Origin of the sequence: Moraxella sp. CTOTU47724, from assembly GCF_032014955.1 — a bacterium.
Classification (GTDB): domain Bacteria; phylum Pseudomonadota; class Gammaproteobacteria; order Pseudomonadales; family Moraxellaceae; genus Faucicola; species Faucicola tetraodonis.
On sequence record NZ_DALZSV010000012.1, the window covers coordinates 1 to 24,182 of the forward strand.

The following is a 24,182-nucleotide window of genomic DNA, read 5'->3' on the forward strand; positions in this document are numbered from 1 at the left end:
TATACTTGCTCAAATACATTGGCGCAATGACAAGGATAGGTGAATGCCCAGCCACACAGAGACGTGCAGGGCGACTTTATTAATAGCGAAAAAATAGCGAAAACCCAAAACTAAAACATATCTATATTAACAGCATTTTTGCCAAAAATGAAAGTAAATTTACGCCTTACGCGTACAAACAGTTAGTTATAATTAACAGGAGTTAGCTAAAACTATGCTCTATACTACTGACATTCTATCAACCCTTGATACGGTTAACTATCTAGAAGAGTGGGTGGCAAAACGCTGAATCTTATCAAATTATTTCTGAATTTTAATAGTGCGCTACAGGGGTTTGATAAAAGATGGTTTTTTTTCTGTTTTTGTTTGTATTTGTAATCAAAGACTCTTATAATTATAAAAATTTTACTGGTGGCTAGCTTTGTATTATTAATATTTGCTAAACATAATTTACTTTTTAGCTTTGTAATTTAACAAAATTAAAAAGTAAATTGTGGGTGGCTTTTTGTCGATTATTAGTTGGTAATTTATTAGTTTTTAATTGTGAGATACGATTAGGTTTGCGGCTAATAACTATCTATTATTTAAATAATCCAAAGTACGCTAGCTATTCCTTATCTTCGATTTACCTGTTTTTTGACAGGCTATGTGATTCATCAAATCCTGCAAGTGATTTGAAGTTCGTGCTTGATATTTTGGATATTGGCATAGCGATAACACAGGTAAGTTATAACTGCGAATAAAGGATGCCCGCTGTGAAAAGCAACCGACCGATTGACCTTCCTTTAAGCCAAGTAATTAATGTTAATTCAAAAAACCCAATTGCTTTGGCTTCAATTACCCACCGTGTTTCTGGTGTGGTGCTATTTCTCCTAATTCCTGTGATGTTATGGATTTTTCAAACGTCGCTTGCCAGTGCTGAAGGCTTTGCAGATATTTTTACGAGCCCATTGGTGAAGTTTTTGGCTTGGATTTTTGTGGCTGCATTAGGCTACCATTTTGTGATGGGCTTCAAACATTTATTTGCCGACATGGGCATGAATGAAGAATTAAACAGTGGTCGCACTGCGACATTCATTGGTTTTGTGCTTGCAGCGCTTTGGGTTGTGGGTTCATTTGTATGGGTGATGTTCTAATGAAAAGTGCAACAGGTTTAACAGGCTCAGGCTCTCGCGATTGGGTGGTACAACGTATTAGTGCGGTTGTATTGGCAGTTTATTCATTGGTGATGTTGGGTTGGTTCTTAACCCACCAACCAACGTTTGAATTATGGCAAGGCTTTATGCTAAGCCTACCGATGCGCTTATTTACGCTATTGATGATACTAGCATTAGTGGGTCATGCGTGGGTAGGGATGTGGACTGTATTAACAGACTACGTTAAGTCAAATGGTTTACGTTTTGTGCTGCAATCTGCCATGATTCTTGCAGTCCTGGTTTATTTATTTTGGGGCGTGATGATTTTCTTCTAAACATCCTGTTAGATAAATTTTGTTAACGTATTTATCGATTTTGACATCCATGGCTTTTCAAGTATGTGTATGGATAGAATCGAACCATCATTTAGGAAATTAAAGCAATGGCAACAAAACAAGACAACACCATTAGCAATATTCAAACCTTAACCTTCGATGCGGTTATCGTTGGCGGCGGTGGCTCTGGTATGCGTGCGTCGCTACAATTGGCGCGTGGCGGTATGAATGTTGCGGTATTAACCAAAGTGTTCCCAACGCGTTCTCACACGGTTGCTGCGCAAGGTGGTATTGGCGCAAGTTTGGGTAACATGAGTGATGATAACTGGCACTTTCACTTTTATGACACCATCAAAGGTTCTGACTGGTTAGGTGACCAAGACGCCATCGAGTATATGTGTCGTGAAGCACCAAAAGTGGTATATGAACTTGAGCATATGGGCATGCCATTTGACCGTAACGCGGACGGTACGATTTATCAGCGTCCCTTTGGCGGACATACTGCCAACTACGGTGAAAAAGCGGTACAACGTGCGTGTGCGGCAGCTGACCGTACGGGTCATGCATTGTTGCATACGCTATATCAAAAAAATCTTGAGCAAGGCACAGAGTTTTTTATCGAGTGGATTGCGCTAGATTTGGTCAAAGATAGCAAAGGTGACATTAACGGTGTTATCGCGCTGGAGCAAGAAACAGGTCGTGTTGCCGTATTCCAAGCAAAAACAACTGTGCTAGCAACGGGGGGTGCAGGTCGTATTTTCGCTGCGTCTACTAATGCCTTTATTAACACCGGTGACGGCCTAGGTATGGCAGTGCGTGCCGGTATTCCACTACAAGATATGGAATTTTGGCAATTTCACCCAACAGGCGTCGCAGGTGCGGGCGTATTATTGACCGAAGGTTGTCGTGGTGAAGGTGCGTTACTTCGTAATAAAGATGGCGAAGCCTTTATGGAGCGTTATGCGCCAACCCTAAAAGACTTGGCACCGCGTGACTTTGTATCACGCTCAATGGACCAAGAGATCAAAGAAGGTCGTGGTTGTGGTCCACAGGGCGATTACGTGGTACTTGATATGACCCACTTAGGTGTGGATACCATCATGAAGCGTTTACCATCGGTTTATGAAATTGGTAAAAACTTCGCAAACGTTGACATTACCAAAGAGCCAATTCCAGTTGTACCGACGATCCATTACCAAATGGGCGGTATCCCGACCAATATCCATGGTCAGGTTGTCATGCCAGATCTTGAGGCAGGTACGAATGCGGAAGGTTTATACGCCGAGCAAAAAATCGTGAAAGGCTTATATGCAATCGGCGAATGTTCATGTGTATCGGTTCACGGTGCCAACCGTCTAGGTACAAACTCACTACTTGATTTGGTAGTATTTGGTCGTGCAGCGGGTCAACATATCATCGATGAGTTCCATGCCGCTGACCGTCATGACTATGAGCCACTATCACCGCGTGTCCTTGACAAAACTTTGGCGCGTTTGAATGTGTTACAGCAATCTACGCAAGGCCTCAATGCGCAAGATGTGGCTGACGAAATCCGCCGTACCATGCAGCAACATGCAGGTGTATTCCGTACCCAAGCGTCAATGAATGAAGGCGTACAAAAAATCTTGGCACTTGAAAGCCAGGTCAATAGTCTTCACCTAGCTGATAAATCACAAGTGTTTAATACCGCACGTATTGAAGCGCTTGAAGTGGCTAACCTCTATGAAGTTGCCAAAGCGACAATGATTTCAGCTTCCCTGCGTCAAGAATGTCGTGGCGCGCACACCGTCGTTGACTACGAACGTGCGGCAGATGATGCGTATGCCCCGCTTGGTCGTAATGACCACGAATGGATGAAACATACCCTTTGGTTCTCTGAAGGTAACCGTGTTATCTATAAACCTGTTCGTAAGAGTCCACTGACTGTAGACTATGTTGAGCCAAAAGTACGTACATTCTAATTAATATTTTTTGGTCTTTGCAAACTATTGTAAAGACCCTATAAACCAATACCATAAACGTGTGGAGTTTAGCATTATGAGCAGAGGTACTCGCACCATCGAGATTTTCCGCTACGATCCAGATAAAGACGCAGCACCCCGTATGCAGACATACCAAATTGAGCTTTTAGACTCTGACCGTATGTTATTAGACGTACTTGTCCGTTTGAAAAAAATGGACGAAACCATCAGTTTCCGCCGTTCGTGCCGTGAAGGTATTTGTGGCTCTGACGGTATGAACATCAATGGTAAAAACGGTCTATCATGTCTTATCAACATGAACACGCTACCACAAAAAATTACTTTACGTCCGCTACCTGGTTTACCTGTCGTGCGCGACTTAGTGGTAGATATGAACCAATTTTATGAGCAATATGAAAAAGTTCATCCGTACTTGATTAATGACCAGCCAGCGCCACCGACTGAACGTCTACAATCACCTGAAGACCGCGAAAAGTTAAACGGTCTATATGAATGTATTCTATGTGCGTGTTGCTCAACCAGCTGTCCATCATTTTGGTGGAACCCAGATAAGTTCTTAGGTCCATCTGCGTTGTTGAATGGCTACCGCTTTGTGGCAGATAGCCGTGATACTAGCACACAGGAGCGTTTGGCACGTTTAGACGACCCATTTAGCTTGTTCCGTTGCCGTGGCATCATGAACTGTGTGTCGGTTTGTCCAAAAGGCTTGAATCCTACCAAAGCGATTGGTCACTTACGTAATATGCTGTTAGACCAAGCAGGTTAGTACCACAGTTTAGTGACAAAAAAGCTCTGCATCGACAGGGCTTTTTTTATTGGGATGTGATAAATTCATAGTAACTGGCTATCTATTAATTAAAGTAATAAATCATATCCCAATATCATAATATTTTTTATACCTTTTCAGCCTAATGAATGAGATAAATTATCATTAATTTTGTATAATATACGATAGGTATCTATAGGGAATATTCATTTAGGTTTTCTAAGGAAGGAGAAAACTAACTTTCACATTACTCTTCTTTTACTGCCATTTGATAGCCATTTATATACACGCCAAGCGGCGTGAGTCGCTATATTTAGTAAATGAATGGTAACTATTACCTTAACAAAATTTTTTGTTAATTATAAAAATGCTAGGCTATTCCCTAAAATTTTTATTTCCACCTTTAAATACTACAGTAGAAAGAATCATGGCTAACCAAAACCAAACTTCTGTCTCATCTGCTCAGTTTACCGAACTGTCAGCAGATAACGCAGTCTATCTTGAATCACTCTATGAACAGTATCTTCAAGATCCACAAAGCGTTGATGAAAAATACATTCCTTACTTTGCGCAGTTTGCCAAAGATGATGATAAAAACGCCCTTCACCATACTATCCAAGACCAATTTTTGCTATTAGCTCGCAATACCACTGCCCACAAAGTTACTGGTCAATCAGCTGCAGGCGCTGTCAGCCCTTCTGAAATTCGCGAATTTGCGGACAACCAAATGGGCGTGCAAAAACTGATTACCAGTTACCGCCGTCGTGGTCATCGTATTGCTAATCTAGATCCCCTAGGACTGATGCCACGTCCAGAAGTTGAAGAATTGACTTTGGCGTATTATGGTCTTTCTGAAGCGGATTTAGACACGGTATACCCTGTCAGTGACCTAAATATCGGTAAAGACAAAGCCACACTGCGTGAAATCATCCAAGTGTTAGAGCGAGTTTATTGTAGCAGCATTGGTGCAGAATATTTCCATGTGACCACTGCCAAAGAAAAACGCTGGATTGAAAAATACCTAGAGCAAAATCTTGGCTATGTCAAATTTGACAATGAAAAACGTAAATCTATCCTTGAGCGTTTGACAGCAGCGGAAGGATTAGAAAAATACTTAGCGCGTAAATATACCGGTGTGAAACGTTTTGGTCTTGAGGGTGGTGAAAGCTTTATCCCGATGGTCAATGAGATAATTCAGCGTGCGGGTGAAAACGGTACCAAAGAAATGGTTATCGGTATGGCGCACCGTGGACGTTTAAACTTATTAGTAAATATCTTAGGTAAAAACCCTAAAGATTTGTTTGATGAGTTTGATGGTAAAAAACAACCGACCGTGGGTTCAGGTGACGTAAAATACCACAATGGTTATTCATCTAACGTAATGACACCGGGCGGCGAAGCACACTTAGCCTTGGCATTTAACCCCTCGCATCTTGAGATTGTATCGCCTGTATTGATTGGTTCAGTGCGTGCCCGCCAAGTACGCCGTCAAGATAAAACCGGTGATGCCGTTTTGCCAATCGTGGTACACGGTGATGCTGCGTTCGCCGGTCAAGGTGTCAACCAAGAAACTTTCCAAATGTCACAAACCCGTGCCTACTCAACAGGTGGTACGCTGCATATTATTATCAATAACCAAGTCGGTTTTACCACCAGCCGCTTAGAAGATGCGCGTTCAACTGAATACTGTACCGACATTGCTAAAATGGTACACGCACCGATTTTTCATGTAAACGGTGACGATCCAGAAGCGGTAGTATTTATGGCGCAGCTTGCCCACGACTATCGCCAAACTTTCCATAAAGATATCGTGATTGATATGTACTGTTACCGTCGTAACGGTCACAATGAAGCCGATGAACCTTCCGCCACTCAGCCACTTATGTATTCGGTCATCAAAAAACTGCCAAGTACTCGTGAGCTATTTGCCAATAAATTGGTTGCTGAAGGCGTTATTAGCAAAGCTGAAAGTGTGGCATTTGAAGATGACTACCGTGAGTCGCTCGATAAAGGCGAATATGTTGCTAGCGCCCTGGTGCGTGAGCCAAATAAAACGCTGTATGTAGATTGGACACCTTATATTGGTCATAAGCTTGAAGACAATTGGGATACGGGCGTTGATATCAATCAATTAAAAGCTTATGGTGAAAAAATGGCGCAAATGCCAGAAGGCTATGAGCTACAACGCCAAGTGCAAAAAGTGGTAGAACAGCGCAAAGCCATGCAAACCGGTCAAGAGCCATTGAACTGGGGCGCGGCAGAAACCTTGGCTTATGCGTCACTGGTAGAAGAAGGCTACCCTGTCCGTATTACGGGTGAAGACGTGGGTCGTGGTACTTTCTCGCACCGCCATTCAGAACTGTTCAACATGAAAGACGGCAGCATGTATGTACCGCTTGCCAACATGAGCCCTAACCAAGCACGCTTTGATACCTTTAACTCATTGTTGTCAGAAGAAGCAGTATTAGCGTTTGAATATGGTTACGCAACGACAGTACCCAATGCGCTAGTGATTTGGGAAGCGCAGTTTGGTGACTTTGCCAATGGCGCACAAGTAGTTATTGACCAATTTATTTCATCAGGTGAAACCAAATGGCAACGTCTTTGTGGTTTGACCATGCTATTACCACACGGCTATGAAGGTCAAGGTCCTGAGCACTCATCAGCGCGCCTAGAGCGTTTCTTACAGCTATGTGCTGAAGACAACATGCAAGTGATGACCCCAACTACACCTGCACAGATTTTCCATGCCCTGCGTCGTCAAGTGGTTCGCCCAGCGCGTAAACCGCTGATTGTGATGTCACCAAAATCATTGCTACGTCATAAATTGGCAGTGTCAACGCTTGAAGAGCTTGCGCAAGGTCAGTTCCAAACCGTGATTCCAGAGATTGACCAACTTGATAATAACCAAGTGACGCGTTTAGTGTTGTGTGGCGGTAAAGTATATTATGACTTGCTTGAAAAACGTCGTGAATTGGGTCTTAACCATGTGGCGATTGTGCGTATCGAGCAGCTTTATCCATTACCTGAAGCACGTATTTTGGAAGAAGTGGCAAAATATCCAAACCTTGAAGGTATTGTTTGGACACAAGAAGAGCCACGTAACCAAGGTGCTTGGTACTATCTAGCACCGCACTTATTCCGTTTGATTGCACCACCAAAACCCGCGACTCGTCCGACTAAAGCCTACTTGCTTGAGCCAGTGGCTCGCCCTTCATCGGCAGCACCTGCCGCAGGTTCGATGCAAATGCACGTTGCCCAACAACAAAAAGTTATCAACGAAGCATTGGGTTTGCCAAAGAATGAAGATTCAACCGAAGATAAGCTAGAAGCTAAAGCGGAGATCGCAGAAAAACAAGCGACTGACTAAGCGTTTTAAAGGATTAGTACTCACTAGATGTGTACTAATCCTTCTTGGTTTTTGGTATAGGCAATTGTGCCGAGTGCTAAGACACAAATGAATTTAACCCATTAAAAATGAAAGAATGTGAAATTAACTAGGAGTTTTCCATGAGTGAGATTAAAGTCCCCGTTTTCCCAGAGTCCGTTGCTGACGGTACAATTGTTGCTTGGAATTTTAATGAAGGCGACCAAGTAAGCCGTGACGCTGTATTGTGTGAAATCGAAACTGATAAAGTTGTGATGGAAGTGGTAGCACAAGCTGACGGTGTGCTTAGCAAAATTCTCAAACAAGTTGATGACACAGTGCTTTCTGCTGAAGTCATCGGTGAGCTGACTGAAGGCGCAACCGCGGCTGCACCAGCAAGCCAACCTGCTGAAACCCTAGCACCGACTGCCCAAGCTGAAGCCGCGCCTGCAGCTGCACAACAAGCGCCTACCGCTCAAGCGACTTCTGAAGCAGATTATAAAGACCAAAGCCCAGCAGTTCGTAAAGCAGCGAATACCACAGGCGTCAATCCTGCAGACGTTGAAGGTTCAGGTCGTGGCGGCCGTGTGACCAAAGAAGACATGGCAAACCCAACCTTAAAAGCCAACAATGCGATTAAAGCAGACAACGGTCAAGTGGTTGCCAATGCCGTCGGTCAACGTGCAGACAAACGTGTGCCAATGACACGTTTACGCGCCCGTGTTGCTGAGCGTCTGTTAGCCGCTACCCAAGAAACTGCGATGTTGACGACGTTTAACGAAGTGAACATGAAACCTATCATGGACTTACGTGGTGAGTTCAAAGAGCGTTTTGAAAAACGTCACGGTGTAAAACTAGGCTTCATGTCATTGTTTGTAAAAGCTGCCACGGAAGCGTTAAAACGTTTCCCAGCGGTAAATGCCTCTATTGATGGTAGCGATATCGTTTATCATGGTTATTATGATGTAGGTGTTGCGGTATCGAGCGACCGTGGTCTTGTGGTTCCGGTATTACGTGACACTGACCAAATGGGTATGGCAGATATCGAACGTGCAATTGGTAACTATGCGTCAAAAGCGCGTGAAGGCAAATTAGGCATTGAAGACATGACGGGTGGTACCTTCACCATTACCAACGGTGGTGTATTTGGTTCATTGATGTCAACCCCAATCATCAATCCACCACAAACAGCGATTTTGGGTATGCATGCTACCAAAGAACGCCCAATGGCGGTTAATGGCGAAGTGGTAATTCTACCTATGATGTACTTGGCATTGTCGTATGACCACCGTTTAATCGACGGTAAAGAAGCCGTACAATTCTTGGTCACTATCAAAGAATTGGTTGAAAACCCAGCGATGCTACTTCTCGATTTATAATAAAGAAAGCCTGTATTGGCAGAGGTTGATACAGGCTTTTTTGTTTAACAACTTTAACAATAACAATTCAAATTTTTGGTGAAGATTATGAAAGAAAGCTATGATTTGGTAATTATCGGTGGTGGCCCTGGTGGCTATGAAGCAGCTATCCGTGCAGGCCAATTAGGTATGAGCGTGGCTTGTATCGAAAAACGTATTAATAAGGGCGAGCCAGCGTTAGGCGGTACCTGTTTGAACGTCGGTTGTATTCCTTCAAAAGCATTGCTAGACAGCTCACATCGTTATGAAGCAACCAAGCATGACTTAGCCGACCACGGTATCACCACAGGTGAGGTGGCGATTGACATCAGCAAAATGTTAAGTCGTAAAGACGCTATTGTTAAGCAATTAACCGGTGGCGTGGCTGCATTGTTAAAAGGTAACGGTGCTGACTGGCTACAAGGTACAGGTAAATTACTTGATGGTAAAGGTGCGGATAAACAAGTGGAATTCACCCCATTAGATGGTTCTGCGCCTACCACTATTACCGCTAAAAATGTGATTTTAGCCTCTGGTTCTGTGCCCATTGATATCCCTGTTGCCCCGATTGATAACGAATATATCGTTGATTCAACCGGTGCGTTAGACTTTACCGAAGTGCCTACGCGTCTAGGCGTTATTGGTGGTGGTGTGATTGGTCTTGAACTGGGTTCGGTATGGCGTCGTTTGGGTAGTGAAGTGGTAGTATTTGAAGCCATGCCAGAATTTTTAGCAGCGGCGGACAAAGCCGTGAGCAAAGAAGCGGCAAAACTACTAAAAGCCCAAGGCATGGATATTCGTATTGATACCAAAGTCACTCAGGCTCAAGTAGAAAACGGTCAGGTACTTGTATCGTTCGACGCCAAAGGTCAAGCAGGACAAGAAACCTTCGATAAACTCATCGTTTGTGTGGGTCGTCGTGCTTATAAAGAAAACCTACTTGGCGAAAATTCAGGGGTAGAGCTCACTGAACGTGGTTTGGTAGCGGTAAATGACTTCTGTCAAACCAACCTTGATGGCGTCTATGCAATCGGTGACTTGGTGCGTGGTCCAATGTTGGCACACAAAGCGATGGAAGAAGGCATGATGGCAGTTGAACGTATTCATGGTGAAAAAGTTCAAGTCAATTATGACACCATTATTAGCGTGATTTACACACACCCAGAAATTGCATGGGTGGGCTTGACTGAAGAACAAGCCAAAGAGCAAGGTCATGAAGTCAAAACAGGTCAATTCAGCTTAGCTGCCAATGGCCGTGCGTTAGCCGCTGGTGAAGGCCAAGGCTTCATTAAAGTGGTTGCCGATGCCAAAACTGACCGTTTACTGGGTATGCATGTCGTGTCAGCGGGTGCAGGCGATATCGTTCATCAAGGCATGATTGCAATGGAATTCGTATCCAGTATTGAAGACTTACAATTGATGACGTTTGCTCACCCAACCATTTCTGAAGCAGTACACGAGGCGGTGCTATCAGCGGATGGTCGTGCGATTCATGCGATTCAACGTAAACGCAAGTAACCTAGTTCACAAGCAACTGGGCTAATTAGTTTATGCATCAATAGTTTGAATAAGGCAAGTGAGCTAACCACATTATCAACTAGGCTAGCTCACTGTTGACCACACTATTCAAAAATAATTTTAAAACAATGTAAACCAAAACCGAGAGGATAAATTCATGAATTTACATGAGTATCAAGCCAAAGAATTATTAAAAAGCTATGGATTGCCAGTACAAGAAGGTATCATCGCTAAAAATGGCGACGAAGCCGCAGCAGCGTTTGACAAAATGGCAGGCAACGCCGGTGCAGTGGTTGTTAAAGCCCAAGTACATGCCGGTGGCCGTGGTAAAGCGGGCGGCGTAAAAATCGCTAAAACGCGTGAAGAAGCCAAACAAATTGCTGAAGAATTAATTGGTAAAAACTTGGTAACTTACCAAACTGACGCCAACGGTCAACCTGTTAACAGCGTACTTATCGCCGAAGACATGTACCCAATCGCAACTGAATTGTATTTAGGTGCGGTCGTAGACCGTTCAGCCCGCCGTGTGGTATTTATGGCGTCAACTGAAGGCGGTGTTGAAATTGAAAAAGTTGCCGAAGAAACCCCAGAAAAAATCTTGAAAGTAGAAGTTGACCCATTGGTAGGCTTACAACCTAGCCAAGCTCGTGAAGTCGCTTTCAAACTGGGTCTAAAAGACAAACAAATCAACGAATTTGCCAAATTGATGACAGGGGCGTATAAAGCCTTTACGGAAAATGACTTCGCCTTATTTGAAATCAATCCATTAGCGGTTCGTAAATCTGGCGAATTAGCCTGTGTGGACGCCAAAATCGGCATCGACTCAAATGCGCTTTATCGCCTACCAAAAGTCGCTGAACAACGCGATAAATCACAAGAAAATGAGCGTGAATTAAAAGCCTCAGAATTTGACTTAAACTATGTTGCGCTTGAAGGTAACATCGGCTGTATGGTGAATGGTGCCGGTCTTGCGATGGCAACCATGGACATCATCAAACTATACGGCGGTCAACCCGCTAACTTCCTAGACGTAGGCGGTGGTGCGACCAAAGAACGTGTGGTTGAAGCATTCAAATTAATTCTTGAAGACAAATCAGTCCAAGGCGTACTCATCAACATCTTTGGTGGTATCGTACGTTGTGACATGATTGCCGAAGCGATTATCGAAGCGGTGAAAGAAGTCAACGTCACCGTGCCTGTGGTTGTTCGCCTTGAAGGTAATAACGCTGAAAAAGGTGCGCAAATCCTACGTGATTCAGGTCTTAAATTAATTCCTGCTGAAGGTCTTTCTGAAGCCGGTCAAAAAATTGTTGATGCGGTTAATAATGCCTAATGAAGAAAGTATAGGTATGAGCGAGTAGGGCTATGTGCCCTACTGGTTAATCGTTTAAATCAAACATAAAAAGTAAAAGGAAAAACAATGAGCGTATTAGTTGGAAAAGACACTAAAGTATTAGTGCAAGGTTTCACAGGTAAAAACGGTACTCTACACTCAGAGCAATCAATTGCTTATGGTACCAACATCGTTGGCGGTGTGACCCCGGGTAAAGGCGGTACAACCCACCTTGACCGTCCAGTATTTGATACTATGGATGAGGCAGTAACAGCAACGGGTGCTAATGCCTCTGTTATCTTTGTACCAGCACCATTCGTATTGGACTCAATCGTTGAAGCGATTAACTCTGGCGTAAAATTGATTGTGGTCATCACCGAAGGCGTACCTACCCTAGATATGCTAAAAGCCAAACGTTACTTAGAAAACGTCAACGCTGACCTACAAGCCAACGGCGAAGAAATCATCCGTATGGTAGGTCCAAACTGTCCAGGCGTCATCAGCCCAGGTAAATGCAAAATCGGTATCATGCCAGGTCACATTCACCAAGAAGGTAAAGTCGGTATCATCTCACGTTCTGGTACACTGACTTATGAAGCGGTTGCCCAAACTACTAAACTTGGCTTTGGTCAATCAACCTGTATCGGTATCGGTGGTGACCCAATCCCAGGTATGAACCAAATCGATGCATTGAAATTGCTTCAAGACGACCCACAAACCGAAGCGATTGTATTGATCGGTGAAATCGGTGGTACGGCTGAAGAGGAAGCGGCTGCATACGTTAAAGACCACGTGACTAAACCCGTCATTGGTTATATCGCAGGTGTCACAGCACCAAAAGGTAAACGTATGGGACATGCCGGTGCGATTATCTCAGGTGGTAAAGGTACAGCGGAAGAAAAATTCAAAGCCTTTGAAGATGCTGGTATTGCTTATACCCGTGACCCTTCAAAAATCGGTGAAAAAGTAAAAGAAGTCACTGGTTGGTAATCATCCGCTATTTTGACTAATCAAGAGCAGATAATCATTGGGTTATCTGCTTTTTTATTATCCGCTGGTGTTAGCAAACGCTGGTGTTAGTAAAATACCCTCAATCAATTTTAATAATGCCTTTAAAATATTCGGGCAGATAAAATATTTGCCATAAAAATATGTTAAGCTTGATGTAAACTATTTGAAAAACTTGTCTTATTAAGAGTCACTATGTCGACAAAAATCACTCACGCTGTTATCCCTGTGGCAGGGTTCGGCACGCGTATGTTACCACTATCAAAAGCCGTGCCAAAAGAGTTACTACCACTTGGCAATAAACCAGCCATTCAATACGTCGTTGAAGAAGCGATTGCCGCAGGTTTAACCAATATTGTCTTGGTCAATCATGCGCAAAAAACCGCCATTGAAAACTATTTTGACATCAATAGCGAGCTTGATACCCAGTTACGCGGTAAAGGCAAAGCGGCGCTAGCCGATAGTTTAAACTGGCTACCTGCAGGGGTCACAGTTACCAGTGTGCGCCAAGGCAAACCGTTAGGATTAGGGCATGCCGTCTTGCAAGCCCGTGCCATTGTAGGTGATGAACCCTTTGCTGTGCTGTTACCGGATGTGATTTTAAACCCCTATAACACTGACTATACTCAGCAGAATTTAGCCTACATGCTACAGCAGTTTTCTAAGCAGCAGCATTCACAGATATTGGTTGATCCAGTGAAAGAAAGTGATATTTCTAAATATGGCATTGCCAAGTTAGCCAGCACACAAATGGTAGCAAAGTCTGAACAAAACCAGTCGTTTGCTGTGACGGGGTTTGTGGAAAAACCCAAAGCTGAGGATGCGCCTTCTAACTTGGCCGTCGTTGGGCGCTATGTATTTAATAATGCTATTTTTGATTATCTAGCCAACACGCAGCCAAGTGTGGGTGGGGAAATTCAGCTGACCGATGCCATTGATGCGCTCATTAGCACGCAAGGGGTAGACGTGGTTAGCATGGTGGGTAATAGCTTTGATGCAGGTGACATGAATAGCTACTTACAAGCCGTGGGTTACTTTGCCAACCAATTGGGTATTGAAGCGTTTCAACATACAGCAAATTAATATAGGGTCATAGGCAAATGTCAACCGATACAAGTGCGAATCGTACATGGCAAACACTGTCTACCCAGGCAGATAGTATGCCCACGCTTAATCAATTGTTTAGCCAACAATCCAATCGCGGCTTACAGTACCGCGTTGCCGCGTGCGACATGATCATGGATTTTAGTAAACAAAAAATTGATGAAGCGGTGCTCAGCAATTTAATTAAACTGGCAAATGAGCGTGAGTTAGCGCAAGAAATCCATCGGCTGATGACAGGCGAAATTGTGAATGATACTGAGCATCGTCCTGCATTGCATACCGCACTAAGACAGCCCCAAGGCGAGCAAGTTTGGGTCGAAGGTATCAATGTCATTGAGCAGGTGCATACCAGCTTACAAAAAGCGGAAAAGTTGGTTGAGCGGATTCGTAATGGGGTCTGGCGTGGTTATTCTGGTCAGGCAATCACCGATGTGGTGAATATCGGCGTCGGCGGCTCAGATCTAGGGCCAGTGATGGCAACAACGGCACTAAAAGAATGGACAGATACCCCTATCAATGTGCATTTTGTCTCCAATATGGATGGCACCCAGCTCGATAGTTTGCTTAAGGTATTAAATCCGCAAACCACGCTGTTTATTATTTCATCGAAATCATTTTCTACCATTGATACGCTGTCCAATGCTAAGACGGCGATGTCATGGTTGTTAGCCAGTCATGATAACAAAGCCACTATTTTGCGTCGTCATTTCATTGGGATTTCTACCAAAGCAGATAAGATGTCAGAATGGGGGATTCATGTCGATAACCAACTCATGCTCTGGGATTGGGTTGGGGGTCGATTCTCCATGTGGTCGGTGATTGGACTGGCGATTGCCATAAAAATTGGCATGCACAATTTCTATGAGCTGCTAGCAGGAGCCTATGAGATGGATCGGCATTTTGCCACCGCCGATTTTTCTCAAAATATGCCTGTGTTGTTAGGGCTACTCGGTGTTTGGAACAGTACGTTTTTACATATTAACGCCCATACGGTGTTACCTTATGATGGTCGGTTATCTTTTTTTCCCAACTACTTAACCCAGCTTGAGATGGAGAGTAACGGTAAATCTGTCAATCGCCAAGGTGAGGCAGTGACTTTCAGTACTTGTCCGATTTTGTGGGGCGATATTGGCTCCAATGCTCAGCATGCGTTTTATCAGTTGCTGCATCAAGGCACACAGGCAGTCAGTTGTGATTTTATTGCCCCCATCAAACGCTACGCAGATGCCCAAACAATCAATAAAAACTTGCTTGAACAGCATGGACTTTCGCTTGCCAACTGTCTAGCGCAAAGCCAAGTGCTGGCGTTTGGCAATGCCGCCATCAAAGACAGCAATAATGGTATGGATAAATTCAAGCATTATCGCGGCAATCAGCCGTCAACGACCATTCTACTCAAACAGCTGACCCCAAGAACGTTAGGGTCATTGATTGCGCTGTATGAGCACAAAGTATTTGTTATGTCAGTCATTTGGCAGATTAACCCATTTGACCAGTGGGGGGTCGAAGTGGGTAAAGTGATGGCTAATGCAGTCTTTGATGCCTTGGTATCAACGCAAGAATTATCGCCGCAACAAGCGCAGCCATTTGATAGCTCAACCAATCAGTTGCTAAATACCATTAAAACAACCTTTGCAAGCTGATGAAAGATAGGGATAAAAGAAGAAAACGATGACAAAAACAATGACAAAAACTGTATATGTAATTGGCAGTACCAATGAATCAATCAATGCTTGTATTTTGCTTGCTACCCTTGAATACCAAGTCAGGCTATTGACCGATGACGATAGCCTTCAGCAGGTCATGAATGATTACCAGTTTGATCGGCAGATGGTGCTGCTGTGGCAGTTGTACCAATCTCAAGGCAACATCATTACCCAGCCTGTGCCAACCCATGATTTTTCAGCGTATGTCAGCGCAGATGATATTTGGTTGTTTGTTGATGGTGTGTCAGCGCAGGCACTTGACCAATTTGGCTCATTTCATTTCAACCCCACCACCCAGATTATCATTAGCGGTGTCAAAGCCATTGGTGAGATTGAGCAATTCGCGCGCAAATTGACGACTACTTGGGTGTATTATCTTCCCTTTATTTTTATGAAAGATGGGGCGAATTTTAGTTCTTTTTTCCAAGCCGATTTGGCACTGATTGGTGAAAAAACGCAAGGCAGTAGCGCGCACAACAACATTTTGCTGTTTTTTATTGAAAAAAGTGACAAGCACTTTATTACTGATATCAAAACGGCAGAATTTGCGCGCAGTAGTATCATGGGAATGCTGGCAACACGCTTGTCATTCATGAATGAAATGGCACGTCTCGCCGCCAGTGAACAGGTCAATATCAAACAAGTCGAGCAAATCCTTGGGCTTGATAAACGCATTGGTAAAGATTATCTCAAAGCAGGTTGGGGATTTGGTGGCAAGTCATTACCGTTAGAATTGGATTTTTTGATTGATGGTTTTAAGCACAATCAAGTAGAGACGTCGTTGTTAGAGGCGGTAAAATCCATTAATGAAGACCAAAAAGAACTGATTTTCCGTGAATTTTGGCAATATTTTGATGGCTTTATCGAAAATAAAACGGTGATGATTTGGGGCTCAGGCTATCGTAATGGTACCGGACGCACCACCCATTCAGCGTTTCATCCACTGATTAAATTATTATGGTCATACAATATCAAGACGATTGTGTATGCCAACAATACCAAAGAAGAATTGTTAGAGTTATACGGTAATCAGCCGCTGTTTTCATTGACCGATGATGCCTATGCGCCGCTCACGCAAGTGCAAGCGTTGTTTATTGTCAATTGGTCGCTACCAATCAAGCCGGATATCAATCGTTTAAATAACATTGCATTACCCATTTTTGATGCAAAAAATACGTTAACCGAACCACAAATTCAGCAGCTCGTGGGTTTTTATACGGGTATAGGCTGTAAAAAATAGGCAAAACAATGATAAATCAAAGCAAAAAAATCTTAGTCACTGGCGGCGCAGGCTATATCGGCTCACATACATTAATTGAGCTAATTGCCGCAGGATTCACCCCTGTGGTGTATGATAATTTATCCAATAGTAGCCAGACTTCGCTGGTACGCGTCCAACAAATTGTAGGGCAGTCTATTGAATTTATCGAAGGCGATATTTTGGACACACAGCTGCTTGCCAAAACCTTTGCCGCGCATGACTTCACTGCGGTGATTCATTTTGCAGGGCTAAAGGCGGTCGGTGAATCGGTTGCCAAGCCACTTTGGTATTATCAAAACAATGTCGCAGGCACGCTCAATCTACTCGATGCGATGACCAACGCCCAAGTAAAAAACTTGATTTTCTCGTCATCCGCAACCGTGTATGGCGACCCACAAGCCTTGCCGATTGTCGAATCCTCACCCCGTTCTGCGACCAATCCGTATGGGCAAAGCAAGCTGATGATTGAATATATGCTCGAAGACTTGGCAAAATCAGATAACCACTGGCAATTAATTTCACTGCGCTATTTTAATCCCATTGGTGCCTACCATACCGGAACCATAGGTGAAAATCCAAATGGCATTCCAAACAATTTGATGCCGTATGTTAGCCAAGTGGCAGTGGGTAAGCTGCCGCAGTTAAGCGTGTTTGGCAATGATTATGATACTGTGGATGGGACAGGCGTGCGAGATTACATCCATGTGGTTGATTTGGCAAAAGGGCATGTCGCCGCTTTACAGTATTTGGAAAATCAAACCCAGCTTGGATTTGAGCCGATTAACTTAGGTACAGGTAAAGGGACATCTGTCTTAGAATTGGTCAATGCCTTTATCAAAACTACCGGTCAACCCGTGCCTTATAGCGTAGCACCAAGACGACCTGGCGACATTGCCAGTTGTTATGCCAGTAGTGATAAAGCCAAGAAGCTGTTGGGCTGGCAAGCTGAGTTTGATATCGAGCGTATGTGTACCGACACTTGGCGTTGGCAAAGCCAAAACCCTAATGGCTATGACGATTAAGCGCCCCTTTAATATTATTGAATATTAACGAATATTAACGAATATTAACGACGGTTTTATAACCGTCTTTTTTATCGGTAGGTTTTATCAAAGATGAGCATTTTTATCATAAAAACCTCGTCAAGGTTATGATTTTACTTGACCCTAGGCTTGCTTCAGCGATAATAGAGGATTAGATAAATTATGATTTTTATTTATTTTACCCTAGCGATTGTTTAGCGAATTTCTTTTTTCTTATTGTCCCATTGAGCCTGTTATGACTGTTAGCGCACCTGAATTTATCCATGAAACCGTTTTATTAAAGGAAACGGTAGCAAGTGTGCTCAATTTAACTGTAGCGGCGCTAGAAACAGGAATCATCAAAAAAACGGGCACCTTTGTCGATGCGACATTTGGGCGCGGTGGGCACAGCCGATTGCTGTTAACTTATTTGGATAAAGACAGTCGTCTGCTGGTTTTTGATAAAGACCCCCAAGCCATACAAACGGCGCAAGCATTGGCAGCCAGTGATGCGCGCGTGATAGTGATTCATGATAGTTTTGCCAAACTGCAAGACAATCTGCAGCGATTAGGGATTGAACAGGTCGATGGGATTATGGCAGATTTGGGCGTGTCCTCGCCGCAGCTGGATGACGGTAGCCGCGGCTTTAGCTTTATGCGCGATGGGGCAGTTGATATGCGCATGGATACCACTCGTGGCGAATCGGTCGCCCAATGGTTAAAACGCGTGGATGAAACCGTGCTTGCCGATGTGCTGTATAACTACGGCGAAGAACGACACAGCCGCCGTATTGCGAGGGCAATCAAACAAATGGAACACTACGATTCTACCCTAGCGCTGGCAGAAACCATCAAACAGGCGCATCCCAATTGGCAAAAAGGCAAGCACCCTGCCACCCAAAGTTTTCAAGCCATGCGTATTTTTATCAATAATGAACTCGGTGATATTGACAGCTTTTTGGATCAATCGCTCATGGCGCTCAACGTAGGGGGACGCTTGGCGGTGATTAGTTTTCATTCGCTAGAAGACCGCATCATCAAGCAGTTTTTGCAAAAACACAGTAAAGGTCAATATCCTGAAGATGCCAATTTGCCGATGCCACCCAAACGCCCAAAACTGCTATCTAAACCTGAGCGTGTCGCCCCGTTGGATAGTGAAATAAAAACCAACCCGCGCGCCAGAAGTGCTTGGCTTCGGTCAGCAACCCGACTGTAGAAATAGCCGTTTTTGTAACATGATATTTATAACAAACAATAAAAAGCGATTGCATTAACCAAACTTAGATGGCTTGCGTTATAATGACTTGTTTTATCTTGATACCCTGCTCTTTGATATAAAAAGCTCTTTGATATAAAAATGCCAAAATCTCAGCCCCTGCCTCCCATGACGAGTAACCCCATGCCGAATGGCCGCGATAACCAAAATTCGCCGAAAAAAACTCGTCTTTTCTCCGCCAAAAATAACGACACAACGGTAAAAAATAACACGACGATGAAGAAAAGCAGTGAAGGCTTAGGTACCAGCATTAGCGAGATGCTCGATACCGAGTATCGCGGCGTTAGTATCTATACGGTTGCGATGATGCTATTAGTGATTGCGATTTTGTGGACAGGGGTGAGCGTCGTCGAGCAAATCCAAACTTATCACCAACAATATGGCGAGCTGCAAAAACTCAAAAAACAATTTCGCCAGCTGCAAATGGAACACCAACGTATGCTGATTGAGCAGCAAACTTTCAGCGCTACCCCGCAAGTGACCAATCGCGCGGTAACTGAACTCAATATGTTTTACCCTAACTTGTCCGATCGTATGATTATTCACGACAACAAAGTCACGGTATTTACCAGTGACGCCAGCAGCAACGAGTCAAACACTCCAGCTATCAATCCAGAAACGCAGCATTGATGAGGCAACCGCGTGAATACTCGCAATAAAAAATCGATAACCACCAAAGTTGCCAATGCCATGTCAGGGCGACCCACCAAAGTGCCTGTGCTCAAAGTCACTGCCCCTAAAATTAATGCGTCAAAGCGTCGTAGTGGTGCATCACGCCAAGGCAGCATTGAAGAAGATGCCATTCGCTTTAAGTCCATTTGGATAGCGATGGGGCTGGTATTTGTGGCGATTTTTGGGCGATTGGCATACATCCAAGTCATTAATAAATCCTACTATCAAGACAAAGGTAATTCGCTCATTACCACCGTAAAAAAAGAGCCTTCTTACCGGGGTATGATCACCGACCGTAATAACATGCCGCTTGCGATTTCAGCCCCGTTAACCTCGGCGTACTTTAGTCCGCATGATTATGCGGTGGAATACTACGAGCTCAAAGCGCGCCAGCAAGAATTGCAAAAGTCTAAACCGAGTAAATCGGTCAATCGTGAGCTTGAGCGCGTTGCAAAACGCTTGCAGAACATGGATTTAGCCAAACTTTCGGCATTGACAGGCATTAGCGTCAGCGAATTTAAAAATGCGGTACGTATCAATGACAACATCAATCTTGCCGATAAAGAGGCGGTAAAAGCTGTATTGCCCACAGGCGCAGGGTCGCATTATTTTCCATTGATGAAAAATGTGCAACCTGAAGCGGCACAGCCGCTCATCGATGCCAATTTTGCTGGGGTCAGTACCGACACGTTTTATCAGCGCTACTATCCACAGCCACAGCCCAATGCCCAGTTATTGGGCTTTATGGCGCGTACTAACATGACAGATGGCACGCATTACCAAGGGCAAGCTGGGGTAGAGCGCGTATTTAATGACATGCTATCGGGCAAAGATGGCGAAGTCATGGTCATGCGTGATGCCAAAAACAACAGCATTAAAGAAATCGAACAAGTCAAACCTGAAGTCGCTGGCAAGGATTTACAATTAACCGTTGATTCACGGCTACAATATATCTTGTACCAAGAACTTGAAAAAGTCGGGCGTGTGCAGCAGGCGCGTTGGGCAGCGGGCATGATTGTCGATGTTAACTCGGGCGAAGTGATGGCGATGTCCAACTGGCCGTCGTTTAACGCCAATGACTTAAATAGTTTATCCAATGAAAACCAGCGTAACCATGCCTTGATGGATGTATTTGAACCAGGTTCGGTGATGAAACCCATCACCGTTGCCACGGGCTTAAAATCAGGACAGTACAATGCCAACTCACTGGTTAATACCAGTCCAGGGAGTATGGTGGTGCAAGGGCATACTATTCGTGACCATGGCAATTTAGGTACCATTAGTCTGCGTACCCTACTGCAAAAATCGAGTAATATCGGCTCAGCAAAAATTGCCCTTTCTTTGCCTGCCACCGCGATGAGTGATACGCAAAAAGCCTTTGGGTTTGGTGCAAAAACCAACCTAAAATTACCCGGTGAATCTGCAGGCCTAGTGCCAACGCCTGAGCAAAATGAAATCGCACGCCGCGCAACTGTATCTTACGGTTACGGTCTGCAAGTCACGCTAGCGCAGCTTGCGCAAGCTTACAGTGTGTTAGGGGCAGGGGGCGTGATGCATCCGTTGACGCTCCTTAAAAGTACCCGTGATAACGCGCTCAATAGCAGTAGTACCAATAATGTCTCCGTCCCTTTTGCCAAACCGGCTGCCAAGCAAGTCATCAAAACCAGCGATGCCCTTACCATTGTCGATATGATGACGTCAGTCACTGAGCCTGGCGGTACGGCAACCTTAGCCGCTATCGATGGCTATCGTGTGGCGGGTAAAACCGGTACGGCAAGACGCACCAATCCCAAAGGCGGTTATTACAACGACCAATACCGCACCGCGTTTGTCGGTATTGCCCCTGCTTCCAACCCACGTTTTGTGGTCGCCATCATGGTTGAAGACCCGCGTGTTTACAAATTTGGTGGTTTGGTTGCAGCACCCGTGTTCCGCAGTGTGATGAAAGAAGCCTTGCGTTTGTACAATGTGCCGTTTGACAAGCCGCTATCGGGTAAAGAAACCACTACCACCAGCATCGAAAGTGTCAATGACTTATAACAACCCTATGGAAAAAGCTATGATTACGTTGCAACCGATGATGTCTGCGCTATCGCTACCAGAAAGCGTGCGACAACTGTTAAACCCTGTCATGAATCAACCATTTGGGCAGTTTGTGGTCGATAGCCGTCAAGTGGGTCAGGGCGATGTATTTGTATTGCTAAAGAGTCAAAACGCGACCGACAGCCTTGATTTGGAAAAAGTTACAGGTTATCTTGCCCAAGTCACAGACAAAGCGGCGTTTGTATTGTCAGAAATTGATGTATCCGCGATCCAGTCGCAGTTTACGTTACCGATTATTTATTTACCCACCATTCGTGATTTTTTAGGTTCTCTGATTCAAACCAGTTTACAACAGCAACATTCCACCAAGTTACCGGCGGTCATCGCGGTGACAGGCACCAATGGCAAGACCACCGTAAGCCAACTGGTCGCCCAACTCATCAGTCAATCGGGCATCAAAACTGCGGTGATGGGTACGGCAGGTAATGGGGTTTTGCCAAATTTAACCCCAAGTACCCACACCACCCTAGAAGTCTTTAATCTGCAACATGCGATTGATGATTTTGCCAAGCAAGGCGTACAAGCCTTAGCCATTGAAGCCAGCTCTCACGGGTTACACCAACAGCGGCTGCAAGGCATCCCCATCAATGTGGCGATATTTACCAATTTAAGTCGTGATCATCTCGACTATCATACTGACATGGACGATTATGCGCAGGCGAAAGCGCGACTGTTTGATAAAGCACATTTTCCCACGCTCACTCACGCGATTATTAATTTAGATGATGAATTTAGTGAATTGATGATTAAGGCAGCCAACGCATCCCATTTAACCGTGTGGACGTATAGTTTGACCAATGACCAAGCCGATTTTTTTGCCAAAACCATCCTGCCTAGCTTGCAAGGGGGTGATTTGACCATTGCGCTTTCAAAAGCTGTCACGCCACAAGGTGAATTAACGGTGAACAGTCCATTGTTAGGGCGATTTAATGTGGCCAATTTGCTGGCGAGTATCGCAGGCGCCTTCGCGTTATCGCAAAGTGCCGCCATGGGATTGAGTGTGGCGCAAATCCAAGCGGCAGTGCCAAAGCTTCGTGGCGCCACAGGTCGTATGGATCGGGTGCCATCGACCAGCAGCTGTTTTATCGTGGATTATGCGCATACGCCAGATGCGCTAGAGCAGGTGTTGACCAGTTTAAAATCGCACTGTACAGGTGAGCTGTGGGCGGTATTTGGCTGTGGTGGCGACCGTGATAAGGGTAAACGTCCACTGATGGCGCAAGCAGGACTTCGCCTAGCTGACAAAGTGATTTTGACTGCCGATAACCCACGCAGTGAAGACCCTAATGCGATTTTGAACGATATGCAAGCGGGCATGACTTGTGAGCAGCACTATCAAGCCATTATCGAGCCAGACCGTCAAAAGGCCATTGAATATGCGGTGCAGCATGCCAAGCCTAGCGATATCGTGGTGATTGCAGGCAAAGGGCATGAAACCTATCAAGAAATCAAAGGGGTACGCTACGATTTTGATGATAAAGTGGTGGTAAAAAACGCCATTGACAAATTTGGCAAATAACTTAGCCTAGCATCATGAAAAAAATCTACCTAATCCGTCATGCCCACAGCGAGTCCAATGCAGGGCAAGCGGTGCGACCAAATCATGCTATAAATCTTACTGACGTTGGCAAGACGCAAGCGCAAGCATTGGCGGATTGGCTTACTGACCATATTAGCGAGCCAGTCGCCGAGATTTTTGTATCCCAGTATCTTCGCACCCAGCAAACGGCTCAGCCTTATCTACAAAGCACTAAGCGCACAGCCACTGTCATCGACGAATTACACGAATTTAACTTTTTAGATTTTGACACCATCAAGGATTTGTCATTTGATGACATCCGTGTGATTGCCGATGATTTTTGGCAACAGCATTCTGCGCACCGAGCCAGTGAGGTGACGGACAGTTTTGAGCATTTCGTAGCGCGGGTACAAAAAGTGCGCGCGTATTTTGATGCCTTGCCCGATGGCACCTATCTAGTATTTACCCATGGCATGTGGATTGGCATGCTTATCTGGCAGATGCTACTTGGCGATAGCCCGCGTCTATATAACATGAAAAAATTCCGTGAGTTTGAACTGGCAACGCGCCCCAAAAATTGCGAAGTGTTGTTGCTCGCTCCTGCAGGAATCAAGAAAGTATGGGTGCGCAATGATGGCCAAGATGACGAGATTCGCTAGTAATAAACTATAAAGAGA

Annotated in this window: 18 protein-coding genes; all 18 read left to right on the forward strand. The window is 44.6% G+C overall.

The genetic code is table 11. The features are described from left to right. The first annotated feature begins 746 nt into the window (after positions 1–746). On the forward strand, positions 747–1,136 hold the full coding sequence (gene sdhC / locus RTR63_RS04165) for a succinate dehydrogenase, cytochrome b556 subunit (RefSeq protein ID WP_100274133.1): 390 nt from the start codon (positions 747–749) through the stop codon (positions 1,134–1,136). Continuing rightward, positions 1,136–1,471, forward strand: coding sequence for a succinate dehydrogenase, hydrophobic membrane anchor protein (sdhD, locus tag RTR63_RS04170; protein ID WP_036594948.1), 336 nt, complete (start codon positions 1,136–1,138; stop codon positions 1,469–1,471). Before sdhC ends, sdhD begins: the two co-directional genes overlap by 1 nt. 98 nt (positions 1,472–1,569) lie before the next feature. Then, positions 1,570–3,432 (forward strand): succinate dehydrogenase flavoprotein subunit, encoded by a 1,863-nt coding sequence (sdhA, locus tag RTR63_RS04175; RefSeq protein ID WP_312522873.1) that lies wholly within the window; start codon positions 1,570–1,572, stop codon positions 3,430–3,432. Positions 3,433–3,508: 76 nt separating this feature from the next. Next, the gene (locus tag RTR63_RS04180) at positions 3,509–4,219 is read left to right on the forward strand and encodes a succinate dehydrogenase iron-sulfur subunit (RefSeq protein ID WP_007115066.1); all 711 of its coding nucleotides are present in this window, start codon (positions 3,509–3,511) and stop codon (positions 4,217–4,219) included. Between the two features lie 427 nt (positions 4,220–4,646). After that, on the forward strand, positions 4,647–7,589 hold the full coding sequence (locus RTR63_RS04185; RefSeq protein ID WP_312522820.1) for a 2-oxoglutarate dehydrogenase E1 component: 2,943 nt from the start codon (positions 4,647–4,649) through the stop codon (positions 7,587–7,589). A gap of 140 nt (positions 7,590–7,729) precedes the next feature. Beyond that, the gene (gene odhB, locus RTR63_RS04190) at positions 7,730–8,965 is read left to right on the forward strand and encodes a 2-oxoglutarate dehydrogenase complex dihydrolipoyllysine-residue succinyltransferase (protein ID WP_312522821.1); all 1,236 of its coding nucleotides are present in this window, start codon (positions 7,730–7,732) and stop codon (positions 8,963–8,965) included. 87 nt (positions 8,966–9,052) lie between these two features. Further along, on the forward strand, positions 9,053–10,501 hold the full coding sequence (lpdA, locus tag RTR63_RS04195; RefSeq protein WP_312522822.1) for a dihydrolipoyl dehydrogenase: 1,449 nt from the start codon (positions 9,053–9,055) through the stop codon (positions 10,499–10,501). 157 nt (positions 10,502–10,658) lie between these two features. Beyond that, positions 10,659–11,834, forward strand: coding sequence for an ADP-forming succinate--CoA ligase subunit beta (gene sucC, locus RTR63_RS04200; RefSeq protein ID WP_007115062.1), 1,176 nt, complete (start codon positions 10,659–10,661; stop codon positions 11,832–11,834). 87 nt (positions 11,835–11,921) lie between these two features. Then, entirely contained in the window at positions 11,922–12,824 is a 903-nt protein-coding gene (gene sucD, locus RTR63_RS04205) for a succinate--CoA ligase subunit alpha (RefSeq protein ID WP_065253792.1), read from the forward strand. Between the two features lie 213 nt (positions 12,825–13,037). Continuing rightward, complete coding sequence (locus RTR63_RS04210; protein ID WP_312522825.1) at positions 13,038–13,925, forward strand: UTP--glucose-1-phosphate uridylyltransferase; 888 nt, start codon at positions 13,038–13,040, stop codon at positions 13,923–13,925. Between the two features lie 17 nt (positions 13,926–13,942). Next, on the forward strand, positions 13,943–15,589 hold the full coding sequence (pgi, locus tag RTR63_RS04215; protein WP_312522827.1) for a glucose-6-phosphate isomerase: 1,647 nt from the start codon (positions 13,943–13,945) through the stop codon (positions 15,587–15,589). Positions 15,590–15,629: 40 nt separating this feature from the next. Beyond that, complete coding sequence (locus RTR63_RS04220) at positions 15,630–16,892, forward strand: UDP-glucose 6-dehydrogenase (RefSeq protein ID WP_312522829.1); 1,263 nt, start codon at positions 15,630–15,632, stop codon at positions 16,890–16,892. Positions 16,893–16,900: 8 nt separating this feature from the next. Then, positions 16,901–17,935: a UDP-glucose 4-epimerase GalE gene (galE, locus tag RTR63_RS04225; protein WP_312522831.1), complete on the forward strand. Its 1,035-nt coding sequence runs from the start codon at positions 16,901–16,903 to the stop codon at positions 17,933–17,935. A 256-nt stretch (positions 17,936–18,191) separates the two neighbouring features. After that, positions 18,192–19,151, forward strand: coding sequence for a 16S rRNA (cytosine(1402)-N(4))-methyltransferase RsmH (gene rsmH / locus RTR63_RS04230; RefSeq protein ID WP_312522834.1), 960 nt, complete (start codon positions 18,192–18,194; stop codon positions 19,149–19,151). A gap of 141 nt (positions 19,152–19,292) precedes the next feature. Beyond that, complete coding sequence (gene ftsL, locus RTR63_RS04235) at positions 19,293–19,841, forward strand: cell division protein FtsL (RefSeq protein ID WP_312522836.1); 549 nt, start codon at positions 19,293–19,295, stop codon at positions 19,839–19,841. Between the two features lie 12 nt (positions 19,842–19,853). Further along, positions 19,854–21,923 (forward strand): peptidoglycan D,D-transpeptidase FtsI family protein, encoded by a 2,070-nt coding sequence (locus tag RTR63_RS04240; protein ID WP_312522838.1) that lies wholly within the window; start codon positions 19,854–19,856, stop codon positions 21,921–21,923. 19 nt (positions 21,924–21,942) lie between these two features. Next, a complete protein-coding gene (locus tag RTR63_RS04245; protein WP_312522840.1) occupies positions 21,943–23,505 on the forward strand; it encodes a UDP-N-acetylmuramoyl-L-alanyl-D-glutamate--2,6-diaminopimelate ligase in 1,563 nt (520 codons plus the stop codon). Positions 23,506–23,519: 14 nt separating this feature from the next. Beyond that, positions 23,520–24,164 (forward strand): histidine phosphatase family protein, encoded by a 645-nt coding sequence (locus RTR63_RS04250; RefSeq protein ID WP_312522842.1) that lies wholly within the window; start codon positions 23,520–23,522, stop codon positions 24,162–24,164. Positions 24,165–24,182 lie beyond the last annotated feature (18 nt).